Here is a 21,593-nt window from a genome sequence, read left to right as displayed (position 1 = left end):
CTACATCCATACCCCATTTTCCTGCTTCATCACCTACTGAAATTTTACACTATCTCCATCTTGACAAAACAATTTCGATGAACTAATATTTTGATATACGAAATATTTTTGAGGTGAAGGTTCATGTTAAAGGAAGAAGATAGCAAACTATTGTATGACCTCTTGCGAACAATACGCCAGAAACTCAACAACCAATTAAGGGCAAATAACCTTTCTGAACTTCAAGAAAATTTAACTTTAGGCGAACAGCAAGTGATAATGGTGCTAAGCGAAAATAAACATACTCCGATGTACATGAAAGATGTAGCCTCTGAACTCGGAATATCTCCAAGCACTCTGACAACAATAGTCGATAAACTGGTAGAAAAGGGATTGGTGAAAAGGGATTTGGACATTGATGATAGGCGCAAGGTCCAAATTTCTCTTACAGAAAAGGGAGAAAATATACACGAACATTTAGTAGAATTTAGAAAAAAAGTATTAGAACCGATATTTAGTAAACTTTCGCCTGAAGAGATAGAGGCCTTAAAAAGCATCCTCCAAAAGATTAAAGAGGGATTATAAAAATCAAAGGTGGTGTCTATGGAAAATAAAAAAAGTATCTGGATTTGGATTGTAGTTTTAATTATTGTGGTAGCTTCTATCTACTTTATCTCTGTAAAGAACAAAGAGGCAGGCTCTGCAGTCGAAGTCACTGTTTCTAAGGTGGAAAAAGGAGACCTCGTTTCTCTTTTCTCTACCAGTGGCGTAGTAGAATCAAAGTCTAAACAGGAATTTTACATATTTTCACCTACAAAAGTCTTAAAAGTGTATGTTTCTGTCGGTGATCAAGTAAAAAAAGGGGATAGACTTTTAGAGTTAGAAACGCAGGACCTTTCTATTCAATACCAAATTGCAAAAAAGCAACTGGAAATGGCGCAAATACAGCTGGAGGCATTAAAAAATTTAAAGCAGAAACAAGCTGAACAAAGTCAAATTCCAACTCCTTCTTCACAACAGCAAGCTCCCGCTTCAGAGCAGTCAATACCTCATCAGACTCAAGCACAGTTTCAACAGCCTACTTCCTCTTTAAGCCTTGATGACCAGATTAAGCTTCAGGAAAAGCAGGTAGAAATTGCTGAGTTAAACTTAAAAAGCATACAGCAGAACATGAACAAAATGCAAAAATACGTGACAGCTGACTTTGATGGAACGGTAACTTCTTTAAACGCAAAAGAAAATAATTATTTCACTTCAACCCAGTTCCCCGCAATAACAGTAGAAGATTTGCAAAATTTGCAAGTAGTGTTAGATGTAAACCCTTATGACGCAGTAAGCTTAAGCGAAGGACAGCAAGCTTACATACACTTTGCAGGCAAGACTTTTGAAGGAAAAGTGAATAAAATAAGTCCTACCGCTTCCAAAGTGATGAGTCAAACAGGTGGAGACAGCGTAGTCAAAGTCTATATAGATATTCTAAATAACGATGGCACAATAAAACCTGGATTCAAAGTAGATGTAGACATAAAGATTGGAGAAAAGAAAGACACAATAAAAATTCCTTCGGAAGCTATCGTAACTGATAAAAATGGCAATGAATTCGTATATGTTGTTGAAAATGGAATAGCAAAGCAAAAGAGAGTAAAAACAGGCCTTGTCTCTGACCTTGAAACGGAGATTTTAGATGGAGTAAATGTGGGCGATAAAGTCATACTAAATCCGAGCGCTGCCATAAAGGATGGAGTGAAAGTAATGACGAAAGGCGGTAAAGAATGATGGTAGAGCTTGAAGGAATAAAAAAAGTCTACAGCCTCGGAAAAGTGCAAGTAGAAGCATTAAAAGGAGTATCCCTAAAAATAGACAAAGGAGAATACGTGGCAATAGTAGGGCCTTCAGGCTCTGGCAAATCCACTCTAATGAATATAATTGGACTTTTAGATAGGCCAACTGCTGGAAGCTATAAACTAAATGGAGTAGAGGTCTCTACTTTAAGCGATGACCAGTTGGCTTATTTAAGAAACCGTCAGATAGGTTTCGTGTTCCAATCTTTCAATCTCTTGCACAGATTAAACGCGCTGGCAAATGTAGAACTTCCAATGTTATACGCAAAAATACCATCAAGAGAAAGAAGAGAAAGGGCACTAAAAGCATTAGAAATAGTAGGGCTATCTGATAGAATTTATCACAAGCCTAATGAACTCTCTGGCGGTCAGCAGCAAAGAGTTGCAATCGCCCGAGCCATAGTGATGAACCCTTCTTTTCTTCTGGCAGATGAACCTACAGGAAACCTCGATACAGCTTCCAGCATTGAGATAATGAAGATTTTCCACCAATTAAACGAAGCAGGTACTACAATTATCATGGTCACACATGAACAAGACATTGCAAATCATGCAAAAAGAATAGTTCGCTTAAGAGATGGGCTCATTGTAGAAGACAGTTTGGTTTCAAATAGAATAACTTATTGACAGGTGAGAATAATGTATATCTGGGAAGCCTTTAAAGTAGCCATTGAAAGTATCTTAAGTAATAAGCTCAGAACTTTCCTAACAATGTTGGGTATCATAATAGGAATCGCTTCTGTGATAACAATTGTGTCTTTGGGAGCAGGAGGGCAAAAGGCAATATTAGGAGAGTTTGAAAAAATAGGCGTAAATGTATTTTCTATAAAAATGAGAAACGACGTGGACATTCGAGAGAGCGATAGGTTAACCTTAAGAGATGTAGAAATGATAAGAAAAAGATTGCCTTCTGTAAAATACGCTGCACCAGTAGCAGAAAAAATGGGACTTGCTAAAACTGAAAAATACATTAAAAGGGCTCTTTTCATAGGAACAGACTTTGACTATGGCAATATTTCCAGCCTCAAAGTAATTCATGGAAGATTCCTAAATGAAAAGGACATCTTATTAGGAAGAAATGTAATACTCATTGATAAAGACTCAGCTATAGAACTGTTTGGTTATGAAGACTGTGTAGGAAAGAGTATTAAAATAGGCACCTATTATTATTTTGATACAGCGAAGATAATTGGCGTCATAGACAGTGGAAATTTAAAAAGCTTAGGTGGATCAATAGCTGATCAAATACCCATAATCGCTGCAATTCCTATAACTTACGCACAAAAAATTTTCCCTGACATAAACATATCTCAAATTTATGTAATGACTTACGACCAAAGCCAATTAGAAGAAGCTTCTTCCCAGGCAGTGCGTTTAATAGAATCATTGCACCACAACAAAGACAAATACAAGACAGAAAATCTTATAAGTTTTTTAGAAGAATTTAATAGAATCCTTGGAATATTTACAACCGTGATAGGTGCGATTGCAGGAATCTCTCTTATAGTAGGCGGAATAGGAATTATGAATATAATGCTTGTCTCTGTAACTGAACGCACCAAAGAAATAGGGATAAGAAAGGCAGTAGGTGCAAGGAGAAAAGATATAATGATACAGTTTTTGATAGAGTCTGTTACCATATCCCTTATAGGGGGAGCAATAGGAATTTTGCTAGGATACCTCTTAGCTAATATCGTAGGCCCCTTTATCGATATAAAACCAATTATTTCAATAAACGCGATACTTATCGCTTTCTTCTTCTCCACCGCAGTTGGAATATTCTTTGGAATATACCCTGCTCAAAAAGCAGCAAAACTAGATCCAATAGTAGCATTAAGATATGAATAAAAAGCAAGGGAATAAATTCCCCTTGCTTTTTATTCTAAATTTTTTAAAAACATATTGAGTCTCTTTTCTCTTCCTATTGTGGAAAAATCCCCATGGCCCGGGTATATCACTGTTTCATCTTTTAAAGTTAAAAGCTTTTCTTTTATTGAAGCCATGAGAGTCTCAAAATTTCCTCCAGGAAAATCGTGTCTTCCTATAGAACCCCTGAATAAAGTATCCCCTGTAAAGCATACATCTCCAATCTTAAAGCATACACTCCCTTTAGTGTGCCCTGGTGTAGAGATAACTTCTACATAATAATTTCCGAAGCCTAGTACGTCTTTATCTTTTAGAATTATATCAGCTGGTGAGCAAATCACCTTTTTAAAGACCAGCTCTGATAAATTCTGGGAAGAATCTAAAAGCATCGGAGCATCTTCTTCCGAAATCGCAACTTTTCCTCCCGTGAAGGCTCTCATTTCTTCTAATCCGCCTATATGGTCAAAATGCCCGTGAGTAAGAAGTATATACTTTACTTTTATGTCGTTTTCTTTTATATAGTTCTTCACTTCTTCATACACTTCTCCAGGGTCTATTACTATCCCTTCTTTTGTATCTCTATCCCAGACAATGTACAAATTTGCTCCATAAGGTCCTGCTACGTATCGTTTTACTTCCATAGGTCTCAGCTCCACTTAAAATAATTTTTTTGAGTCAATCAAAATAGTAACTGGCCCATCATTTTCAATCAATACCTTCATCATAGCTTGAAATTTACCAGTTTCCACTTTTACTCCTTTTTTTCTGACCTCTTCCACGAGCTTATTGAAATAAAGGAGAGCTTCCTCGGGTTTTTTTGCGGAAGTAAAACTGGGCCTTCTACCCTTTCTCACATCTCCCATAAGGGTAAATTGAGAAACCAAAAGCATTTCTCCTCCCACATCAAGAAGGGATAAATTCATTTTTCCCTCTTCATCTTCAAAAACCCTCAAATTCACCAGTTTGTCTGCCATATAAGCTATATCTTCTTCCGTGTCATCTTCAGCAATTCCCACTAAGACCACAAACCCTTTTCCTATAGCCCCCACAACTTCGCCGTCTACCCTCACTTCTCCGCGAGTTACTCTTTGTACAACAGCTCTCACCAAATCACCCCTATGCACTTAATCTGTATACATCCATTACTCCTTCCAGAGACTTAAGGCGATTCATCACCTTTTCTAACTGCTCTTTTGAAGTAATCTCCAAAGTGAGATTTATAATGGCTATGTTGTCTCTAGTAGTCCTGGCGTTTATAGCTTTTACATTTATTTTAGCATCTGCCAAAACTCCAGTAACTTCTGTCAAAAGCCCAAACTTATCATTCGCCATAATTTGAATATCAGCTTGATAGGCCATGTTTCTATCCTGTGCCCATTCTACTTCCACTATCCTGTTTTTATCATAGAGTAGGTCTCTTACATTCGGACAATCTTTCCTATGAATGGAAATACCTCTTCCTCTAGTCACATATCCAACTATTTCATCTCCCGGCACAGGGGAACAACACTTTGCAAATCTTACCATGACATTGTCAACGCCCTTTACAATGACTCCAGCGCCATTTTTCTTTTCTTTCTTCCTTTCCTCTCTTGCTGGAGATTGGACCTTAGCAACACTCTTCTGAGATTTTTTCAGTTCCTCCTTAATTCTTGGAATTACCTGGTTTAGCGTGAGCCCTCCATAACCTATCGTGGCGTATAAGTCTTCCATTGTATGGATGTTCAATTTTTTTAACACTTCTTCCCATATTTCTGTTTTAATCATTGAAGGCTGTATCCCCTGGCGCCGCAGCTCTTTTTCTAACATTTCTTCTCCGCGAGCAATGTTTTCTTCCCTTTTTTCTTTTTTAAACCATTGCCTTATTTTATTTCTCGCCTGAGAAGTCTTGACAATCTGCAGCCAATCTCTACTAGGTCCTCTATCTTTGTTAGGACTTACTAGTATTTCCACAATATCTCCTGTTTTGAGTTGATAATTTATAGGAACTATTCTTCCATTTACTTTGGCACCATTCATCCTATGACCTATTTCCGTGTGTATGCTGTACGCAAAATCGATAGGAGTAGACCCTGCTGGCAAGCTGATGACATCTCCTTTTGGAGTAAAAACAAAAACTTCGTCTGTAAAAAGGTCTATCTTCAAAGTTTCCATAAATTCTTTAGGATCTTTCAATTCCTTTTGCCATTCTAAAAGCTGCCTTAACCATACAAGCTTCTTGTCAAAATCGTCTTCTGTAGTCTTCCCTTCTTTATAGCGCCAATGGGCCGCAATACCGTATTCAGCAGTCTTATGCATCTCCCACGTCCTTATCTGTACCTCAAAAGGCTCTCCTTTAGGACCTATGACTGTGGTATGAAGGGATTGATACATATTTGGCTTAGGCATGGCAATGTAATCTTTAAAACGCCCTGGAATCGGTTTCCATAAAGTATGCACTATCCCCAAAACGCCATAGCAGTCTTTTACCGTATTTACAATTATCCTTATAGCTAAAAGGTCATAAATCTCTTCAAAAGTTTTATTTTGAGTCTTCATTTTTTTGTATATGCTGTAAAAATGCTTTGGACGTCCATCCACTTCTGCAGGTATGCCCATCTCATCTAATTTTTGTTTGATAGTAGCTATTATGTTTTGTATAAATTCCTCTCTCTCTTTTCTCTTAGCAGCAACTTTTTCTACTAAGTCATAATACTCCTCAGGGTGAAGATACCTTAAGCACAGATCTTCCAATTCCCATTTTATCTTTGATATTCCAAGTCTGTGAGCTATAGGCGCATAAATTTCCAATGTCTCCTCTGCCTTCTCTTTCTGTTTATCAGGAGGCAAATACTTTAAAGTCCTCATGTTGTGAAGCCTGTCGGCTAATTTTATTAATATTACTCTTATATCTTTTGCCATCGCTATTAACATCTTTCTCATGTTTTCAGCCTGTTGCTCAACTTTGCTTTTATACTCTATCTTCCCTAATTTGGTAACTCCATCTACCAGGTCAGCAATTTCTTTTCCAAATTCTCCCATTAGCTGGTCATAAGTAACACCTGTATCCTCAATAACGTCATGCAAAAGCCCTGCAGCAATCGTAGTAAGGTCTAATTCTAAATCAGCTAGAATATAAGCGACTTCTACGGGATGCACAATGTAAGGCTCCCCTGAATTCCTTACCTGCCCCTCATGGGCTTTCACTGCAAAGTTGTAGGCTTTATATAAAAGGTCTAAATTTGCATTTTCCCCCATGTATTGTTTTACTCTATTTATTACTTTTTCTATCACAGTCATCACACCTTATAATTTAAAGTGGCAAAATGCCACTTTAAATATATTTAGAACTTTATTAATGAAATTATATCATATCCGTCAAGCTTTTTTCTACCATCTAGAAATGTCAGTTCCGTCAAAAACAAAATAGAATCCACTATGCCTCCCAAGCTTTCTACAAGCTTGGCTGAAGCGTAAACAGTTCCCCCTGTAGCTAGAAGGTCATCCACTATCACAACCCTTTGCCCCTTAACTACCGCATCTTTGTGTATCTCAAGAGAATCCAGGCCGTACTCTAGTTCGTATTCGTAGCTTAAGGTTTCGGCAGGTAACTTTCCGGGTTTTCTCACCGGAACAAATCCCACTCCTAAGCGAAAAGCAAGAGGTGCTCCAAACAAGAATCCCCTCGCTTCCGGAGCTGCGATAAGGTCAAATTTTCTCCCCTCTAAGGCCTTAGCAAGCATCTCTATAGAATAGTTAAAAGCTTTGGCATCTTTTAAAACAGGAGTTATATCTTTAAATCTTATTCCCTTTTTAGGAAAATCCGGTATTTCTCTAATCATTTCCTTTATGTCGTCGAGTGTCATTTTAAAACCTCCCTGAAGTTAGGCTTAAAAGCAAATTTAACAAAATCTAAAAATTCTTTCTTTGCTTCAATGAATTTCTGCAAAATATCTGCCTCTTTCAAGTTAACTTTTTCTGGCACAAAACCTTTACTCAACATTACAATATTATCACGTTCTTCAACATTTATCAATCCCGTTTCTTTCATGGCCTCTAGACAAATTGCAAATTTCACCGGATTTAAATTAAGTTCGGGATTCAAATGTCCTTTAAAGAAAAATTTGTTTCCCTCTTCTATAAACTTGTAAATTTTTATAAAATCCTCTCTGGTAGGCAGAATTTCATTAAAAACTTTCAAATTTTTATAAAGGTCTTTTTTATTAAACACAAGATGTACTCTTTTGTTGCCAATTGAAAGGGCATCGTAAAAAACTTTTCTGCCAAATGGAATATCGTAAATCACTATGTCTTCGTAAAAATCGCATTTTTCCAATGTAAGTGGAGAAAATAAAATTAAATTTTCTTGTTCACAATAGCCAGCTGAAACAGAAAAATTATAAAATTTTTCTTCCTTTAAATATTTGATTAAAGTTCTAAATTCTATCTCTGTGTTAATTAAAATTAATGTCTTTCTGGGGCTTCTAAGAAGATTAAGCACATATCTTTTTTTATCCTCAATTCCTCTCCTGTCTACAATATTAGCTCTTAATTCACTTTCATTCCTTAATTTGGAATCTTCTTTATAAATCAAAGACTTGCTTAAATTTTTATAATAAGCAAATAGCGGAAATCTTACCCTTATATCTTTCACATTCACAATCGCTGATTCAATGCCATTCCAATGGCTTATTTCTAATGTTCCTACTGCATCAATCACATCTCCTTCAGAAATTTTTAAACCGGGAGAAGAAGAATTAAAAATTAAAAGTTCATAAACCATTTCATCCTTTTTTGCCAGAATTTTTGTATGCTTTCCGTCCTTTATATCAAAAATTTTATCTATCGTAAGCCCCTCAAAAAGAAGTAAAGGCTTCGGATTGCCTACTCCAAAAGGCTTTAACTGCTGTATTTTCTTGGCTATTTCCAAGTCAACCTTATCCTTTTTCACGACTGCATCTATCTTCAAAGCAGGAACAAGGTCTATTTCTTTTACAAACCTATCAGCGTATTCGTTTATTTTATCTTTGAAAAGCTTTAAATTTTCCTTTTGAATTGTAAGTCCCCCCGCCATTTCGTGCCCACCATATTTTACAAGGAGGTCCTTACAGTAATTCAAAGCTTTATAAATATTAAAACCTTCTACACTTCTTCCCGATCCTTTTCCTTCTTCTCCTGACAACCCAATAAGGATGGAGGGTCTTTTATACATTTCGGTTATCTTAGAAGAGACTATTCCTATGACTCCTGGATGCCATCCCTCCTGCCATAAGACAATTACCTTGTCATCTTTCAATCCTTCTTTCTCTATTTTCTCTATAGCTTCTCTTAAGATAGTATTTTCTATGGCCTGCCTTTTTAAATTCTCTTCGTTTAGATATTTAGCTATATCCTGTGCTTCTTTTTCATCAGAAGTTATCAATAGTCTAACTGCCGCCTTTGCACTTTTTAACCGCCCCGCTGCATTAAGCCTTGGAGCTATTATAAAACCTATATGGTATTCATCGAGTTGTAGACCCGCTATTCCTGCAATTTCAATTAAAGCCTTAAGACCGAGGTTTGCTGTATTATTAAGCCTCTTTAGCCCTTCTTTTACGATTACTCTATTTTCACCTATCAAAGGCACAATATCGGCAACTGTCCCCAAAGCAACTAAATCTAAAAATTCAAATGCTTGCTCTCCAATTAAGGCTTGAGCCAGCTTAAATGCTACTCCGACTCCTGCAAGCTCAGGAAAAGGATAAGCTCCAGGTAAATGAGGATTTATGACAACATCTGCTTCTGGAATTTCCTCCGGAATGCTGTGATGGTCTGTAATTATCACATCTAGCCCCATCTTTTTCGCTTTTTCAACTTCTTTTAAAGCAGTAATTCCACAATCAACAGTTATTACAAGTTTAGCACCTTCATAGGCGATTTTCTCCAGAGCTTCCTCATTTATACCATACCCTTCTGATAGCCTCTCTGGAATGTAGTAGTCCACCTTAGCACCTAATTCTTTTAAAGCAAGATATAAAAGAGATGTAGAAGTTATACCATCCACATCATAATCTCCGTAAATAGTAATCAAACTGTCTTCTTTTATGTGTTTCTCTATCAATCCTTTTGCTTCTTTCACTCCCTTTAATTTAAAAGGAGGAATAAGTCTATCTAAAGAAGGCATGAGAAATTCTTCAACGCCTTTTACTCCTCTTGAAGAAAGGATTTGCGCTACAATTCCATCTAAATGGTACTTTACCTTTAATTCCTCTATCCTCTTTAAATCCCTTTCTCTTACGACCCATCTATAAATTTTATCCATCTATCTCACCTGAGAGACCTATTTTTTCTTTCTTTCAACTATGAATATCCTGTAAAACACCCATAAGCTCAACATAGTAGCAATTACATATCCGAAAAATCCTATGGCGTTATAACCAAAAACTTTGTAGCCACCACCATAGGTCAAAATAAGGGAGGAGCCAACAATCAAAGCAGAAGCTATTATACTCACGATTACTTTGTTTACCATCATATTTAGGTCATATCGTAAACTTTCACTCTCGTCGATATTTATCCTGACTTTTATATCGTCTTTTATGAGTTTGTTCATTATATTCTGGACTCTTGAAGGAAGTTTCTTTAGTACAATTACAGCTTTGCGAAAGTCCTTATAGTTTTCTTTGAAAATCTCCTTCACATCTATTTTCATGAGGTACATTTCTTTTATAAAATCCTTAGCCACATCTGATATGCTAAAATCCGGGTCTAAATCTCTGCCTACCCCTTCTACAGCAGCCATGGTCTTTAATAAAAGTGTAAAACCTGGGGGCAACATAAGCTTATACTTGTACACAACTTCCATTATCTTTTTCATAGAATCATTAATGCTTATCTTATTGAGAGGAGTAGTAAAGAAGTAATTCATTATTTTACCAAGGTCAATCTTTAAGTTTCTTAAATTAGTATCGGTTCTTATCGCTCCTACATCGGAGAGAAGTTCAATCACTTCTTCTGTGTCATTTTCCGCAAAAGCCTTAAAAAGCTCTATCAGCAACTCCCTTGAGTCTTTATCTAAATATCCAACAATTCCAAAATCCACATAGGATATTTTGCCCTCCTTTGTTATCAGTATGTTGCCCGGATGCATATCACCGTGGAAAAGGCCAAATTTGTAAACCTGTAAAAATATTGACCAGGCTCCCATCCTCGCAATCTTCTTAAGGTCATAGCCCATATCTCTCAGCACATCTTTGTTCTTAACGCTTATCCCATCTATATATTCCATTGTGAGTACTCGCTTTGTGGTATAATTCCAGTAAACTTTCGGTATGTATATGTAATCCTCATTCTTGAAATTTTCCCTAAACCTATCCGCATTATTGCCCTCTTGAGTATAGTCAAGTTCATTTAGTAAAGAATCCGTAAGCTCCTCTACTATTTCTACAAAATCTACTGGTGAATCAACTATCCTTTCGTTTAAAATTCTGGCAATGTTTTTTAAAATCAAAACGTCCGCATGTATCTTCTTATCCACATGGGGCCTCTGAACCTTAACAACAACCTCATGGCCATCGTTAGTCCTTGCCCTGTAAACCTGCCCGATGGATGCAGATGCCAGAGGAGTTTCTTCGAAATAACTGAAGACTTTATTAACACTTCTTCCTAATTCCTCTTCCAAAACTCTTTTTATAGCCTCAAAATCCTCCGGAGCCACCTCATCCTGAAGCTTTGAAAGTTCTATCAGAATATCATGAGGAATGAGGTCTGCTCTGGTGCTTATGATTTGACCTAGCTTTATAAAAGTAGGTCCCAACTCTTCCAGAGTATTTCTAATCCTTTCCCCAATTTCCATTGCATCATGCCCTCTTAACAGGTAAAAAGGCACGCGTCCACCCTTTGAAAGAATGTCAACTATAAACCCGAATCCATTTTTGGTAAGAACCCTTAAAATTTCCCTGTATCTTCTGTAAATCTCTCTATTTCGCAAAAACAGAGGAATCCTCATTTTTTCACCTCAATAAAAATATAGCAGCACGAGCACCTCTTTTAAAGAGTCCCCCTGCCACTATATTTCGTGATAAGTATTCTCAAGCTTTAGCCGGCCTTGTAGAAGCCTTTTTTCTCTTTTCTCTATTTTTTATAAGCACCCAAAGAGGCGTAGAAATAAATATTGACGAATAAGCTCCCCATGCGATTCCTATGAGAAGCGGAAGTGCAAAGTCTTTTAATGCCTTGGGTCCTAAGAAGTACATCAAAAGAAGCATTATAAGCACTGTCAAAACGACATTTATAGACCTCACCAGCGTTTGATTGATACTCACATTAGCTATGTCGGCATAATCAGACCTTCTCATAATTTTAAGGTTATCTCTAATCCTGTCAAAGATAACTATAGTATCGTGCAGAGAATAACTGAATACCGTTAAAAGAGCTGCAATAAAAGGCGAGTCCACGGTTATTTTGAAAATAGCATACACAGAAATGAGTATCAGGACATTGTGCAGCAATCCTATAACGGCTGCCAAACTCATCTCAAAGTTAAACCTAATCCCCAAATAAGTCAACATTACCACCGAAGCTACAATAAGCGCTAGTATCATTCCTGACCTTATCTCAGCACCTAATGAAGGACCAACCTGCTGAGACATAATAAGATCACTTTCTGTAAGGTTATACTTCTTCTCGATCTCTTTTATTATAGCAATTCTGGTTTCATCAGGAATAGGGCTAGTTTTTATAGAAACATGGTCTCCTTTTGTTCCTATCTTTTGTATTTGATAATCTTTTACTTTATAGTCATTCAAAATCTTGACTATGTCTTTAGTATCAAAAGGCTTCCCGATATTAAACTCCATTATAGTACCACCAGTAAAATCTATACCCCAATTAAAACCATTTACAAACATGGCAATTATGCCTATCAATATCATTAATCCAGAAATAGTGAACCAAATCTTGGTCCTCTTTATAACATCTATATGAAATCTGTGGTCGTTCAATCTAATTCCCTCCTATGCTCCATAGAATTTGATATTTCGTGTAAGGTCCATTTCAAGGAGCGCGTGTAACAAGAACCTTGTCACAGTTATTGCAGTGAACAAACTGGAAGAAACACCTATTAAAAGAGTCAGTGCAAACCCTTTTACATTTCCTGAACCCAAGTAAAAGAGAATGATTGCGCCAATTATAGTGGTGACATTCGCATCAATTACTGCCCTCATAGCCTTTGCAAACCCGGCATCCAGTGCGGGTCTTATGGTTTTCCCTGCCCATAGTTCTTCTTTAAATCTTTCAAAAATTAAGATATTAGTATCAACAGCCATACCTATTGAGAGCAAGAATCCAGCAATTCCTGGAAGGTCTAATGTTACATTGAAGATAGCGTATATTATAAAGTTTATGAGTATATATATGAGGAGAGCCAAGTCCGCAATAAAACCTGGCAGTCTATAAAAAGCCATCATAAAAAGCATAACCAATAATGTCCCGTATATTCCTGCTTCCATACTGGCCTTTAGAGCACTTGGCCCAAGAGTAGCACCAACAGAACTATAGGCTATGGGTTTTAATGTAACAGGTAAAGACCCCGCCCTAATCAAAGTAGCAAGCTCAGATGCCTCTTGAAAGTCCTTAAGCCCCGTGATAACAGCATTACCTGTAGTTATAACATCCTTTACTACAGGAGCAGAAATGACTTTATCGTCTAACAAAATAGATATAGGCTGCCCTAAATACTTCTGTGTCGCTTCAGCAAATTTCTTGGTTCCTTCTGCATCCAGCACTAACGTGACTTCCGGTTGCTGGCCCGCATTAGTCTGAGCGTAAACCGCCTTTGAATCCTTTACGTTGGCCCCTGTTAAAATCACCTTACCATCAGGACCTACAAATTTAAGCTGTGCAGTTTTACCTATGATCTCTATAGCCTTGTCCGGGTCTTTCATGCCTGGAAGTTCGACACGTATCCTATTGGAGCCCTGCTGAGTAATAACAGGCTGAGTCACACCCAGAGCATCTACTCTATTTCTTATTACTGCAATAGCCTTATTTATGGCATCCTGTGTGACATTGCCCTGTGCTTCCTCCAGTACGTATACCCCACCCCTTAAATCAAGACCCAACCTTATGTGGTCCTGGATTGGAGAGATAGAAAAATTTCCTGCTTTAATCCCAAAAAAAGCCACGTACGCAACTAATGCTGAGACCAAAATTACAGAAAAAAATTTAATAAAGCCTCGACTTCTCATCTAAATCCTCCTTTGTCGTTTGACTAACTATTTTTTATTATATTACTTTTATTGTAAACGGTCAATTGCCCAAACTTAGAAAAATGCAATTTTGCTAATTCTACATAATGTTCGTAAGACTTATGAATACTTTCTATCTCTTCTTCTGTAAGTTGTCTTACTACTTTAGCAGGGCTTCCTATAACGAGGCTCCCTGGCGGAATTTTCTTTCCTCCCGTCACCAAAGCGCCGGCACCAATTATGCAGTTATCCCCTATCTCCGCATCATCCAGAATAATTGCTCCCATTCCTATCAAGACATTATTCCCCACTTTACAAGCGTGGACAATTGCTCCGTGCCCTATTGTGCAGTATTTTCCTATATAGCAGGGATGCCCATCTGTCACATGCACTACACAGTTGTCCTGTATATTTGTCCCTTCCTCCACCACTATCTTATCAACATCCCCTCTTAAAACCGCTCCATACCAGATATTTACGTTCTTTTTTATTTCTACATCCCCAATGATTTCGGCAGTCTCGGCTATATAAGCTTCTTCATCTATTTGCGGCTTTATCCCTTTGTACTCCTTGATAATCACTTTTTTCACCCCTTAATGTAAGGTAAGCCTTTATGGCAATGGCGTTTTCAATGCGCCTTTTTTGCATTTCACAGGCAAGTTTATAAGGTTTGTTGATATCGCCATTGATATTATAATTATTTGCAAAGCACCCTCCACTGCAATAAAATCTCGCCCAGCAATTAGCACATTCTTCCCTTTTGTAAATATCGCTTTCCATGAATTTCCTCTGAAGCTCCACATTTGTAATTCCTTCATCTAAAGTTCCCAATTTAAATTCCTCAATCCCTACAAACTGGTGACATGGGTAAATCTCCCCATCAGGAGTTACAGCTATATATTCAAATCCCGCACCACAACCCTGTAATCTTTTCTTTATGCAGGGCCCACCTTTTAAGTCTATCTTAAAATGATAAAAAGCAAAAGGTCTCCCTTCCTCATAGCGCCTTATATACTCTTCTGCTAATCTGTCGTATTCTTCAAAAATCCTCTCAAGGTGTTCCTCCTTCAAGGTATAATCTTTATCATCCTTCTCTACAACAGGTTCAACAGAAATTTCATACACTCCCAAATCAGCTATATGAAGCACATCCTCCACAAAGTCCAGATTTTTAGCAGTAAAAGTCCCTCTAACATAGTATTCCTTTTTACCCCTTGACTTAACAAACTTTTGAATTTTTGGCACAATAACATCATAGGTGCCGCTTCCATCAGCCCGTACTCTCATCCGGTCGTTTACTTCTTTTCTGCCGTCTAAACTTAAGACCACATTTGAAAAATTTTCATTGAAGTACTCTATCTTTTCATCGTCTAAAAGAACTGCATTTGTAGTTATTGTAAACTTGATATTTTTTTTGTTCTCTTTTGCCTTCTGTTTGCCATACTCCACTAATTGCTTAACAACTTCAAAATTTAAAAGGGGTTCACCGCCAAAAAAGTCAACTTCAATATTTCTCCTCTTTCCAGAACTCTTTATCAAAAAATCTATGGCTTTTCTCCCTGTCTCAAAGTCCATTAATTTTCTTCTACCCTTAAAATCTCCAGTAGAAGCAAAACAATACTTGCACCTCAAATTACAGTCATGAGCTACATTCAAACACATTGCTTTTATTACAGAATCCGCTCTTGAAATTGCTATATCTTTGTATATATCTTCAGTAAATAAAAGCTCATTTTCCTTTAACTCATCGATTTCTGAAATAGCCTCTTGAATATCTTCTTCTCTGTATTTATCTTTTAGCAAATTTACAATTTCCTCGCGAGAATGATTTTCATAATAATCTAATACATCATACACTACATCATCCACTACATGTATGGCACCACTTACTGGGTCAATCACTATGTTAAGGCCCAATCTTTTAAATTTATGCATTGTCGCAGACATTTTAAAACCTCCATTGCAAGTTTAAATGGCAGTAAATACTTACTGCCATTTAAGGTAGTTATGTATTAAAGTTAGTTATACTGGCACTCTTGATTACCTACAGTGCAGGAAGTCTTACAGGCAGACTGACATGATGCCTGGCATTCTCCACAACCAGGTTTTTTAAGGCTCTCTCTCAATGTGGGCTTGTTAATTGTTATAATTCTCCTCATCTTCCTTCCCTCCTCCCGCTTTATTATAACACATAAAAAGAAGGAAGGAAAGCTATAAATTGATGCCTATCATTCCTCCTAAAGAACCTAAAAAAGCTCCCCATAAAAACTTCACAGCCAGTGAAGATGAAGGGCCAAATTCTTTCACCAAGAAAGTCCCCAAAAGTGCCATCACTGCGATGTACAAAATTCCCGCAATTCCACCGTTTAACCAACCCCTACTCGCTGTGTTCCTCGCGGATAGCGCTCCTGCGAGTACCACCCCCGTTATAGTTACAAAAATCGTAAACTTGGGCAAAGCCATTTCCGAAACAGAAGTAAAAGTCAAAAGAAGGGCGTATATTATGAAGAAAAGAAGTGTAATTGTATAAGAAACTAATACTCCGATCAAAATACCCGGAATATTTATCCTATTTCCTTTATCCATTACAAACTGCCTTCTCAACCTCCCACCCCCTTCTACTTCTACTAATATCTATGCCAAAAAACAAAAACATAGTACAAAAAAGATGCGGACTAACCGCATCTTAAACTTTTTAATCCTCTTTATTATTTTCAGATTCTGCTCTTCTAACAACTCCACCTACTGCCCATTTGGCAATCTTCAATCTTACCTTATCTGCTCCCATTTCAAGAGTTATTACATCATCCTTTATGTTGAGTATTTTACCGTAAAAACCGCTTTTAGTTATGATCTCATCGCCAGGCCTCAAAGAATCCAGCATTTCTCTCTCTTTTTTCTGCCTTCTCTGCTGTGGCAGAATAAGTAGAAAGTAAAAAATTGCAATTAAAATCGCAAACTGAATTAGTACATAAGTCGTTTGATTCATTACCTTTCCTCCTCATTCCCATAATATTTTTTTAAAAATTCTTCTTTGAATTCCAGCAGGCGATCTTGCCTTATGGCCTCCCTTATTTTCTCCATTAGCTTAATTAAAAAATAGAGATTGTGGTAAGTAGCAAGCCTCGCCGCTAAAATTTCCTTCGCCTTAAAAAGATGCCTTAAATAAGCCCTAGAATAGTTCCTGCAGGTATAACAGTCACATTCCTCATCCAGCGGTGAAAAATCTTCAGCATACGGCGCATCTCTCACTATTAACTTGCCTTTACTTGTAAATACGGTACCATTCCTTGCAATTCGCGTAGGCAACACACAATCAAACATATCAACCCCTCTTATCACACCCTCTATAAGGTCTTCAGGCGTTCCCACCCCCATCAAATATCTTGGTTTATCATGAGGCAAATAATCAGTAGTAAAATCTATAATTTCGTACATAAGGTCTTTTGGCTCACCAACACTTAAACCTCCAATGGCATATCCGGGAAAATCCATTTCTACTAGTCTTTCTGCGCATTCTTTCCTCAAATCTTTATAAGTTCCTCCTTGCACAATGCCAAAAAGAGCCTGTCTATCCGTATTTTTATGGGCTTTTTTCCCTCTTTCTGCCCACTTTATTGTAAGTTCCATAGACTTTTTTACATAGTCATAATCAGCAGGATAAGGGGCGCATTCATCAAAAGACATTATTATATCTGCCCCTAAAGAATTCTGTATCTCTATCACTTTTTCAGGAGTAAAAAAATGTTTTGAACCATCGATGTGAGACCTAAATTCCACACCATCTTCTGTAATCTTTCTCAAAGAGCTTAAACTAAAAACTTGAAATCCGCCGCTATCTGTTAAAATAGCTCTGTCCCAGTTCATGAATTTGTGTAATCCACCTGCTTTTTCAATAATCTTGTGTCCAGGCCTTAAATATAGGTGATAAGTATTACCTAAAATAATTGTAGCACCCATTTCTTTTAATTCCTCAGGCGTCATCGCTTTCACTGTAGCCTGCGTTCCTACAGGCATAAAAACTGGCGTCTCTATAACTCCATGGGGGGTTTCAAGAATTCCCAATCTTGCCTTGGTCCTTGCATCTTTTTTTATAACCTGGTACTTTATCGCAGCCATTTTTACCTCCTGTCCCTTATATGATAAGCATTGCATCTCCAAAGCTAAAAAATCTGTATTTATTCTCAATTGCTATTTTATACGCTCTCATTATATTCTCTTTTCCTGCAAAAGCAGAAACCATCATTATTAGAGTAGATTCAGGCAGATGGAAATTCGTAATCATCCCATCTATCGCTTTAAACCTATATCCGGGATATATAAAAATGTCTGTCCATCCGCTTTTTGGATGAATATATCCTCTCTCATCTGCAACCGTCTCTAAAGTGCGAGTAGAAGTAGTCCCTACAGCTATTATGCGACCTCCATTTCTTCGAGCTTCATTTATGGCATTTGCTGCTTCTTCTGTAACAATGTAAAACTCCTCGTGCATCTTGTGGTTCTCTATTATTTCCTCTTTAACAGGCCTGAAAGTACCCAACCCCACGTGAAGAGTTATGAAAACCGTCTTTACTCCCATGTTTCGAATTTCATCCAGCAACTCCTCTGTGAAATGAAGACCTGCTGTAGGTGCTGCAGCCGAGCCTTCATACTTGGCGTATACCGTTTGATATCTATTCTTGTCCTTTAGCTTTTTCTTTATATAAGGAGGAACAGGCATCTCCCCCAACCTGTCCAATACCTCTTCGAACACTCCATCGTAGTAAAATCTTACTATGCGCCCTCCCGCCTCTGTAATATCGATTATTTCTGCCACAAGCTCTCCATTTCCAAATACCACTTTTTTGCCTATCTTTGCCCTTTTGCCTGGTTTTACTAAAACCTCCCATTCATTTATTGAAGTCCTTCTTAAGAGCAAAAGCTCTATCTTTCCTCCAGAATCCTCCCTCTGTCCAATGAGCCTTGCAGGAATCACTTTTGTGTCATTTAAAACCAGACAATCCCCTTCTTTTAGATATTTAGTTATGTTTTTAAAAATGTCGTGCTTTATTTCCCCTGTCCTTCTATCTAAAATCATCAACCTGGAACTTGCCCTATCTTCTAATGGCTCTTGAGCAATTAACTCCTCCGGCAAATCAAAGTAGAATTCACTTCGCTTCATACCCTACTCCATCCCTTTTCAAGAATGCATATGGTGATTATACCGTTAAATCAAAAAATTTTCAATACTTACCTTCTAAAAAGCCAGAAAAGAAGTGTTAAAAAGACGCTTAATAAAAGGCTTGTCATCAATGGAAAATAAAAAGTAAAATTTCCCCTGTGATAAACTATATCTCCTGGCAAACGACCCAAACCAATTTTTGAACCTGCTGAAAAAAGAAGTCCTATGGCGATTAAAATTGCCCCCATAAATATTAACATTTTGCCAAAGCTGTCAAACATCCTCAATCCTCCTTTGCTCGACATAAGGGTACTTAAGATACTGATAGGCCAGTTTTGTAACTATTCTCCCTCTTGGAGTTCTATTTAAAAATCCTATCTGCATAAGATAAGGCTCGTACATATCTTCTATTGTATCCCCATCTTCACCAACTGATGCAGCAATAGCGTCAATTCCAACAGGTCCTCCACCAAATTTCTCTATTATCGCAATCAGAATCTTCCTATCAATTTCCTCTAAGCCCATTTCATCGACCCCAAGCATATTTAAAGCTATACTTGCCGTATTGTAATCAATATAACCATTTCCTTTCACTTCTGCGAAATCTCTCACCCTTTTTAAAAGCCTGTTGGCTATTCTGGGAGTTCCTCTGGACCTTCTAGCTATCTCAAAAGCTGCATCTTCGTCGATACCGATATTCAAAATATTAGCTGACCTTTTTATAATTTCCTTTAATTCCTCTACTGAATAATAATCAAGGCGATTTATGACTCCAAATCTACTCCTTAAAGGAGAAGTCATGAGAGCTGCCCTTGTAGTAGCTCCAATAAGCGTAAATTTAGGAAGGCTAAGCCTTATAGACCGAGCACTTGGTCCCTTCCCTATTACTATGTCAAGCTCAAAATCTTCCATAGCAGGATACAAAATCTCCTCAACACTTCTGTTTAATCTGTGAATCTCGTCTATAAAGAGTATGTCGTTCTCCTGCAAATTCGTCAAAATTGCGGCTAAATCTCCAGACCTCTCTATAGCAGGTCCTGAAGTTATTTTTATGCCTACTCCCATTTCATTAGAAATAACTGTAGCTAAAGTAGTTTTCCCAAGCCCGGGAGGACCGTAAAGTAAGACATGGTCTAGTGGTTCTCCTCTTTTTTTAGCTGCTTCTATATAGATTTTTAGCTCCTGTTTTATTTTCTCTTGTCCTATGTACTCAGAAAGCCACCGGGGACGGAGACTGTATTCTGTCGCATCCTCTTGAGTAAAATTTTGAGTCAATATCCTTTCTTCCATTTACTTCACCCTATTTCGACAATTTTTTCAAGGCCTCTTTGACAGCCTGTTCCACACTTTCACAGTTCACATCAGAAAGAGCGTAAATAGCCTCACTTTTAGTATAACCCAATGCTAGTAAAGCCTCTAAAGCCTCATTTAACAGGCTGTCCTCTTTCGGGACTACAACCTCTTTGGGCACCTTATCCTTTAGCTCTAGTATAATCCTCTCTGCCGTCTTCTTCCCTATGCCAGGCGCTGCCGTCAAAATTTTATAATCACCGCTGTTCACTGCCTTTATAAAGCTCTCTATTGGCACAACAGAGAGAATAGAAAGAGCACCTTTAGGTCCTACGCCGCTCACAGAAAGTAATTTCTCAAAAAGTTCTAGCTCTTCTTTTCTCTTAAAGCCAAAAATCTGAAATCCATCTTCCCTGACGTAAAGGTATGTATAAAGCTTTGTTATATTTCCTTTGGGAGGCAACTCCTTCATAGTAGAAAAGGGCACAAAAATTTTTATACCTATGCCCATAAAGTCGATTATCACATGATCTGGTCCTATGTCTTCAATAATTCCCCTTATGTACTCAATCATCGCCCATACCCCAGTCTTTCCAACATATTATTGCTGTGGCAGTGGCAGATGGCAACGGCCAGCGCATCAGCCACATCATCTGGCTTTGGTATCTCATCAAGATTTAAAAGCACCTTCACCATCTGCTGAACCTGCTGTTTTTCCGCTCTCCCATACCCAACTACTGCCTGTTTCACCTGCAGGGGGGTATACTCATACACTTTTACTCCTGAATTTACAGCAGCCAGTATTGAAACCCCTCTAACTTCTCCAATTGTAATTACCGTCTTAGAATTTTTATTATAGAAAAGCTCTTCAATCGCTACAATCTCTGGACGATAAAGCTTTATAATATCTTCAAGTCCTTTATATAGGGTGTAAAGACGAAACGCCTTGTCAACTCCCGCATCTGTAGTGATGGCTCCATAAACTATGGGAGAAAATTTGTTGTTCTTGTACTCAACGACTCCATATCCCAATGTGGCAATTCCCGGATCTATTCCCAATACCCTCATTCTTCTCCTCTCCTTTTATTTATTTTAACATCAACAGAGCTTGTAAACAAGAAAAAGTTCTCCCGAAGGAGAACTCGCAGACTGTTGACAAAGTCTAAAAAGTGGCATTTTGTGTGTAAATGCGACTTGTTGCCAAAGCGGTAACTAAACTTGGCGAGCTTGAGAAGCGAAGGCGGGGCGAGC

At 37.7% G+C, this 21,593-nt stretch carries 24 protein-coding genes; 4 read left to right on the top strand and 20 right to left on the bottom strand.

What is annotated here, in order from left to right:
- Nucleotides 1–123: 123 nt before the first annotated feature.
- From ACPLVE_RS09040 to ACPLVE_RS09025, 4 genes are read left to right on the top strand one after another with little or no spacing between them, the layout of a single operon-like run.
- The gene (locus ACPLVE_RS09040; RefSeq protein WP_424611229.1) at nt 124–564 is read left to right on the top strand and encodes a MarR family winged helix-turn-helix transcriptional regulator; all 441 of its coding nucleotides are present in this window, start codon (nt 124–126) and stop codon (nt 562–564) included.
- Between the two features lie 18 nt (nt 565–582).
- On the top strand, nt 583–1,755 hold the full coding sequence (locus tag ACPLVE_RS09035) for an efflux RND transporter periplasmic adaptor subunit (protein WP_424611228.1): 1,173 nt from the start codon (nt 583–585) through the stop codon (nt 1,753–1,755).
- Nucleotides 1,755–2,447, top strand: coding sequence for an ABC transporter ATP-binding protein (locus ACPLVE_RS09030; protein ID WP_132038951.1), 693 nt, complete (start codon nt 1,755–1,757; stop codon nt 2,445–2,447). The genes ACPLVE_RS09035 and ACPLVE_RS09030 overlap by 1 nt, the downstream gene beginning before the upstream one ends.
- 12 nt (nt 2,448–2,459) lie before the next feature.
- Complete coding sequence (locus ACPLVE_RS09025; RefSeq protein WP_424611231.1) at nt 2,460–3,668, top strand: ABC transporter permease; 1,209 nt, start codon at nt 2,460–2,462, stop codon at nt 3,666–3,668.
- 29 nt (nt 3,669–3,697) lie between these two features.
- On the opposite strand, the gene ACPLVE_RS09020 is transcribed toward ACPLVE_RS09025, so the two are convergent.
- From ACPLVE_RS09020 to ACPLVE_RS08925, 20 genes are all read right to left on the bottom strand, one after another.
- Nucleotides 3,698–4,327, bottom strand: coding sequence for an MBL fold metallo-hydrolase (locus ACPLVE_RS09020; RefSeq protein WP_424611227.1), 630 nt, complete (start codon nt 4,325–4,327; stop codon nt 3,698–3,700).
- Nucleotides 4,328–4,342: 15 nt separating this feature from the next.
- The gene (gene dtd / locus ACPLVE_RS09015; protein WP_424611226.1) at nt 4,343–4,792 is read right to left on the bottom strand and encodes a D-aminoacyl-tRNA deacylase; all 450 of its coding nucleotides are present in this window, start codon (nt 4,790–4,792) and stop codon (nt 4,343–4,345) included.
- A gap of 10 nt (nt 4,793–4,802) precedes the next feature.
- Nucleotides 4,803–6,959 (bottom strand): RelA/SpoT family protein, encoded by a 2,157-nt coding sequence (locus ACPLVE_RS09010; protein WP_424611225.1) that lies wholly within the window; start codon nt 6,957–6,959, stop codon nt 4,803–4,805.
- A 50-nt stretch (nt 6,960–7,009) separates the two neighbouring features.
- A complete protein-coding gene (locus ACPLVE_RS09005) occupies nt 7,010–7,531 on the bottom strand; it encodes an adenine phosphoribosyltransferase (RefSeq protein ID WP_424611224.1) in 522 nt (173 codons plus the stop codon).
- Nucleotides 7,528–9,966, bottom strand: coding sequence for a single-stranded-DNA-specific exonuclease RecJ (gene recJ, locus ACPLVE_RS09000; RefSeq protein ID WP_424611223.1), 2,439 nt, complete (start codon nt 9,964–9,966; stop codon nt 7,528–7,530). Before recJ ends, ACPLVE_RS09005 begins: the two co-directional genes overlap by 4 nt.
- A gap of 18 nt (nt 9,967–9,984) precedes the next feature.
- Nucleotides 9,985–11,652, bottom strand: coding sequence for a 2-polyprenylphenol 6-hydroxylase (gene ubiB / locus ACPLVE_RS08995; RefSeq protein ID WP_424611222.1), 1,668 nt, complete (start codon nt 11,650–11,652; stop codon nt 9,985–9,987).
- 82 nt (nt 11,653–11,734) lie between these two features.
- A complete protein-coding gene (gene secF / locus ACPLVE_RS08990) occupies nt 11,735–12,646 on the bottom strand; it encodes a protein translocase subunit SecF (protein WP_424611221.1) in 912 nt (303 codons plus the stop codon).
- 12 nt (nt 12,647–12,658) lie between these two features.
- The gene (secD, locus tag ACPLVE_RS08985) at nt 12,659–13,891 is read right to left on the bottom strand and encodes a protein translocase subunit SecD (RefSeq protein WP_424611220.1); all 1,233 of its coding nucleotides are present in this window, start codon (nt 13,889–13,891) and stop codon (nt 12,659–12,661) included.
- A gap of 23 nt (nt 13,892–13,914) precedes the next feature.
- Complete coding sequence (locus ACPLVE_RS08980; protein ID WP_424611219.1) at nt 13,915–14,472, bottom strand: gamma carbonic anhydrase family protein; 558 nt, start codon at nt 14,470–14,472, stop codon at nt 13,915–13,917.
- Complete coding sequence (gene scfB, locus ACPLVE_RS08975) at nt 14,429–15,838, bottom strand: thioether cross-link-forming SCIFF peptide maturase (protein WP_424611218.1); 1,410 nt, start codon at nt 15,836–15,838, stop codon at nt 14,429–14,431. The genes ACPLVE_RS08980 and scfB overlap by 44 nt, the downstream gene beginning before the upstream one ends.
- A 71-nt stretch (nt 15,839–15,909) precedes the next feature.
- Nucleotides 15,910–16,050, bottom strand: coding sequence for a six-cysteine ranthipeptide SCIFF (gene scfA / locus ACPLVE_RS08970; protein WP_022587783.1), 141 nt, complete (start codon nt 16,048–16,050; stop codon nt 15,910–15,912).
- Between the two features lie 52 nt (nt 16,051–16,102).
- The gene (locus ACPLVE_RS08965; protein ID WP_424611230.1) at nt 16,103–16,477 is read right to left on the bottom strand and encodes a TIGR04086 family membrane protein; all 375 of its coding nucleotides are present in this window, start codon (nt 16,475–16,477) and stop codon (nt 16,103–16,105) included.
- Nucleotides 16,478–16,586: 109 nt separating this feature from the next.
- The gene (gene yajC / locus ACPLVE_RS08960; RefSeq protein ID WP_424611217.1) at nt 16,587–16,880 is read right to left on the bottom strand and encodes a preprotein translocase subunit YajC; all 294 of its coding nucleotides are present in this window, start codon (nt 16,878–16,880) and stop codon (nt 16,587–16,589) included.
- Complete coding sequence (tgt, locus tag ACPLVE_RS08955) at nt 16,880–18,010, bottom strand: tRNA guanosine(34) transglycosylase Tgt (protein WP_424611216.1); 1,131 nt, start codon at nt 18,008–18,010, stop codon at nt 16,880–16,882. Before tgt ends, yajC begins: the two co-directional genes overlap by 1 nt.
- Nucleotides 18,011–18,026: 16 nt before the next feature.
- Complete coding sequence (gene queA, locus ACPLVE_RS08950; protein WP_424611215.1) at nt 18,027–19,052, bottom strand: tRNA preQ1(34) S-adenosylmethionine ribosyltransferase-isomerase QueA; 1,026 nt, start codon at nt 19,050–19,052, stop codon at nt 18,027–18,029.
- Nucleotides 19,053–19,120: 68 nt separating this feature from the next.
- Nucleotides 19,121–19,333, bottom strand: coding sequence for a DUF2905 domain-containing protein (locus ACPLVE_RS08945; protein WP_011025516.1), 213 nt, complete (start codon nt 19,331–19,333; stop codon nt 19,121–19,123).
- Nucleotides 19,326–20,342, bottom strand: coding sequence for a Holliday junction branch migration DNA helicase RuvB (gene ruvB, locus ACPLVE_RS08940; RefSeq protein ID WP_170271646.1), 1,017 nt, complete (start codon nt 20,340–20,342; stop codon nt 19,326–19,328). The genes ACPLVE_RS08945 and ruvB overlap by 8 nt, the downstream gene beginning before the upstream one ends.
- A 10-nt stretch (nt 20,343–20,352) precedes the next feature.
- Nucleotides 20,353–20,916 (bottom strand): Holliday junction branch migration protein RuvA, encoded by a 564-nt coding sequence (gene ruvA, locus ACPLVE_RS08935; protein ID WP_170271647.1) that lies wholly within the window; start codon nt 20,914–20,916, stop codon nt 20,353–20,355.
- Nucleotides 20,913–21,410, bottom strand: a complete 498-nt coding sequence (ruvC, locus tag ACPLVE_RS08930) for a crossover junction endodeoxyribonuclease RuvC (protein ID WP_424611214.1) — start codon at nt 21,408–21,410, stop codon at nt 20,913–20,915. The genes ruvA and ruvC overlap by 4 nt, the downstream gene beginning before the upstream one ends.
- A partial coding sequence (locus ACPLVE_RS08925) for a hypothetical protein (RefSeq protein ID WP_424611213.1) occupies nt 21,407–21,593 on the bottom strand: 187 nt, incomplete at its 5' end. The genes ACPLVE_RS08925 and ruvC, both read right to left, overlap by 4 nt.

The sequence above is a fragment of the Caldanaerobacter sp. genome (genome assembly GCF_049701115.1).
Taxonomy (GTDB): domain Bacteria; phylum Bacillota; class Thermoanaerobacteria; order Thermoanaerobacterales; family Thermoanaerobacteraceae; genus Thermoanaerobacter.
Note: the sequence above shows the minus strand (reverse complement) of the source record. Positions and strands in the feature narration are given on the sequence as shown.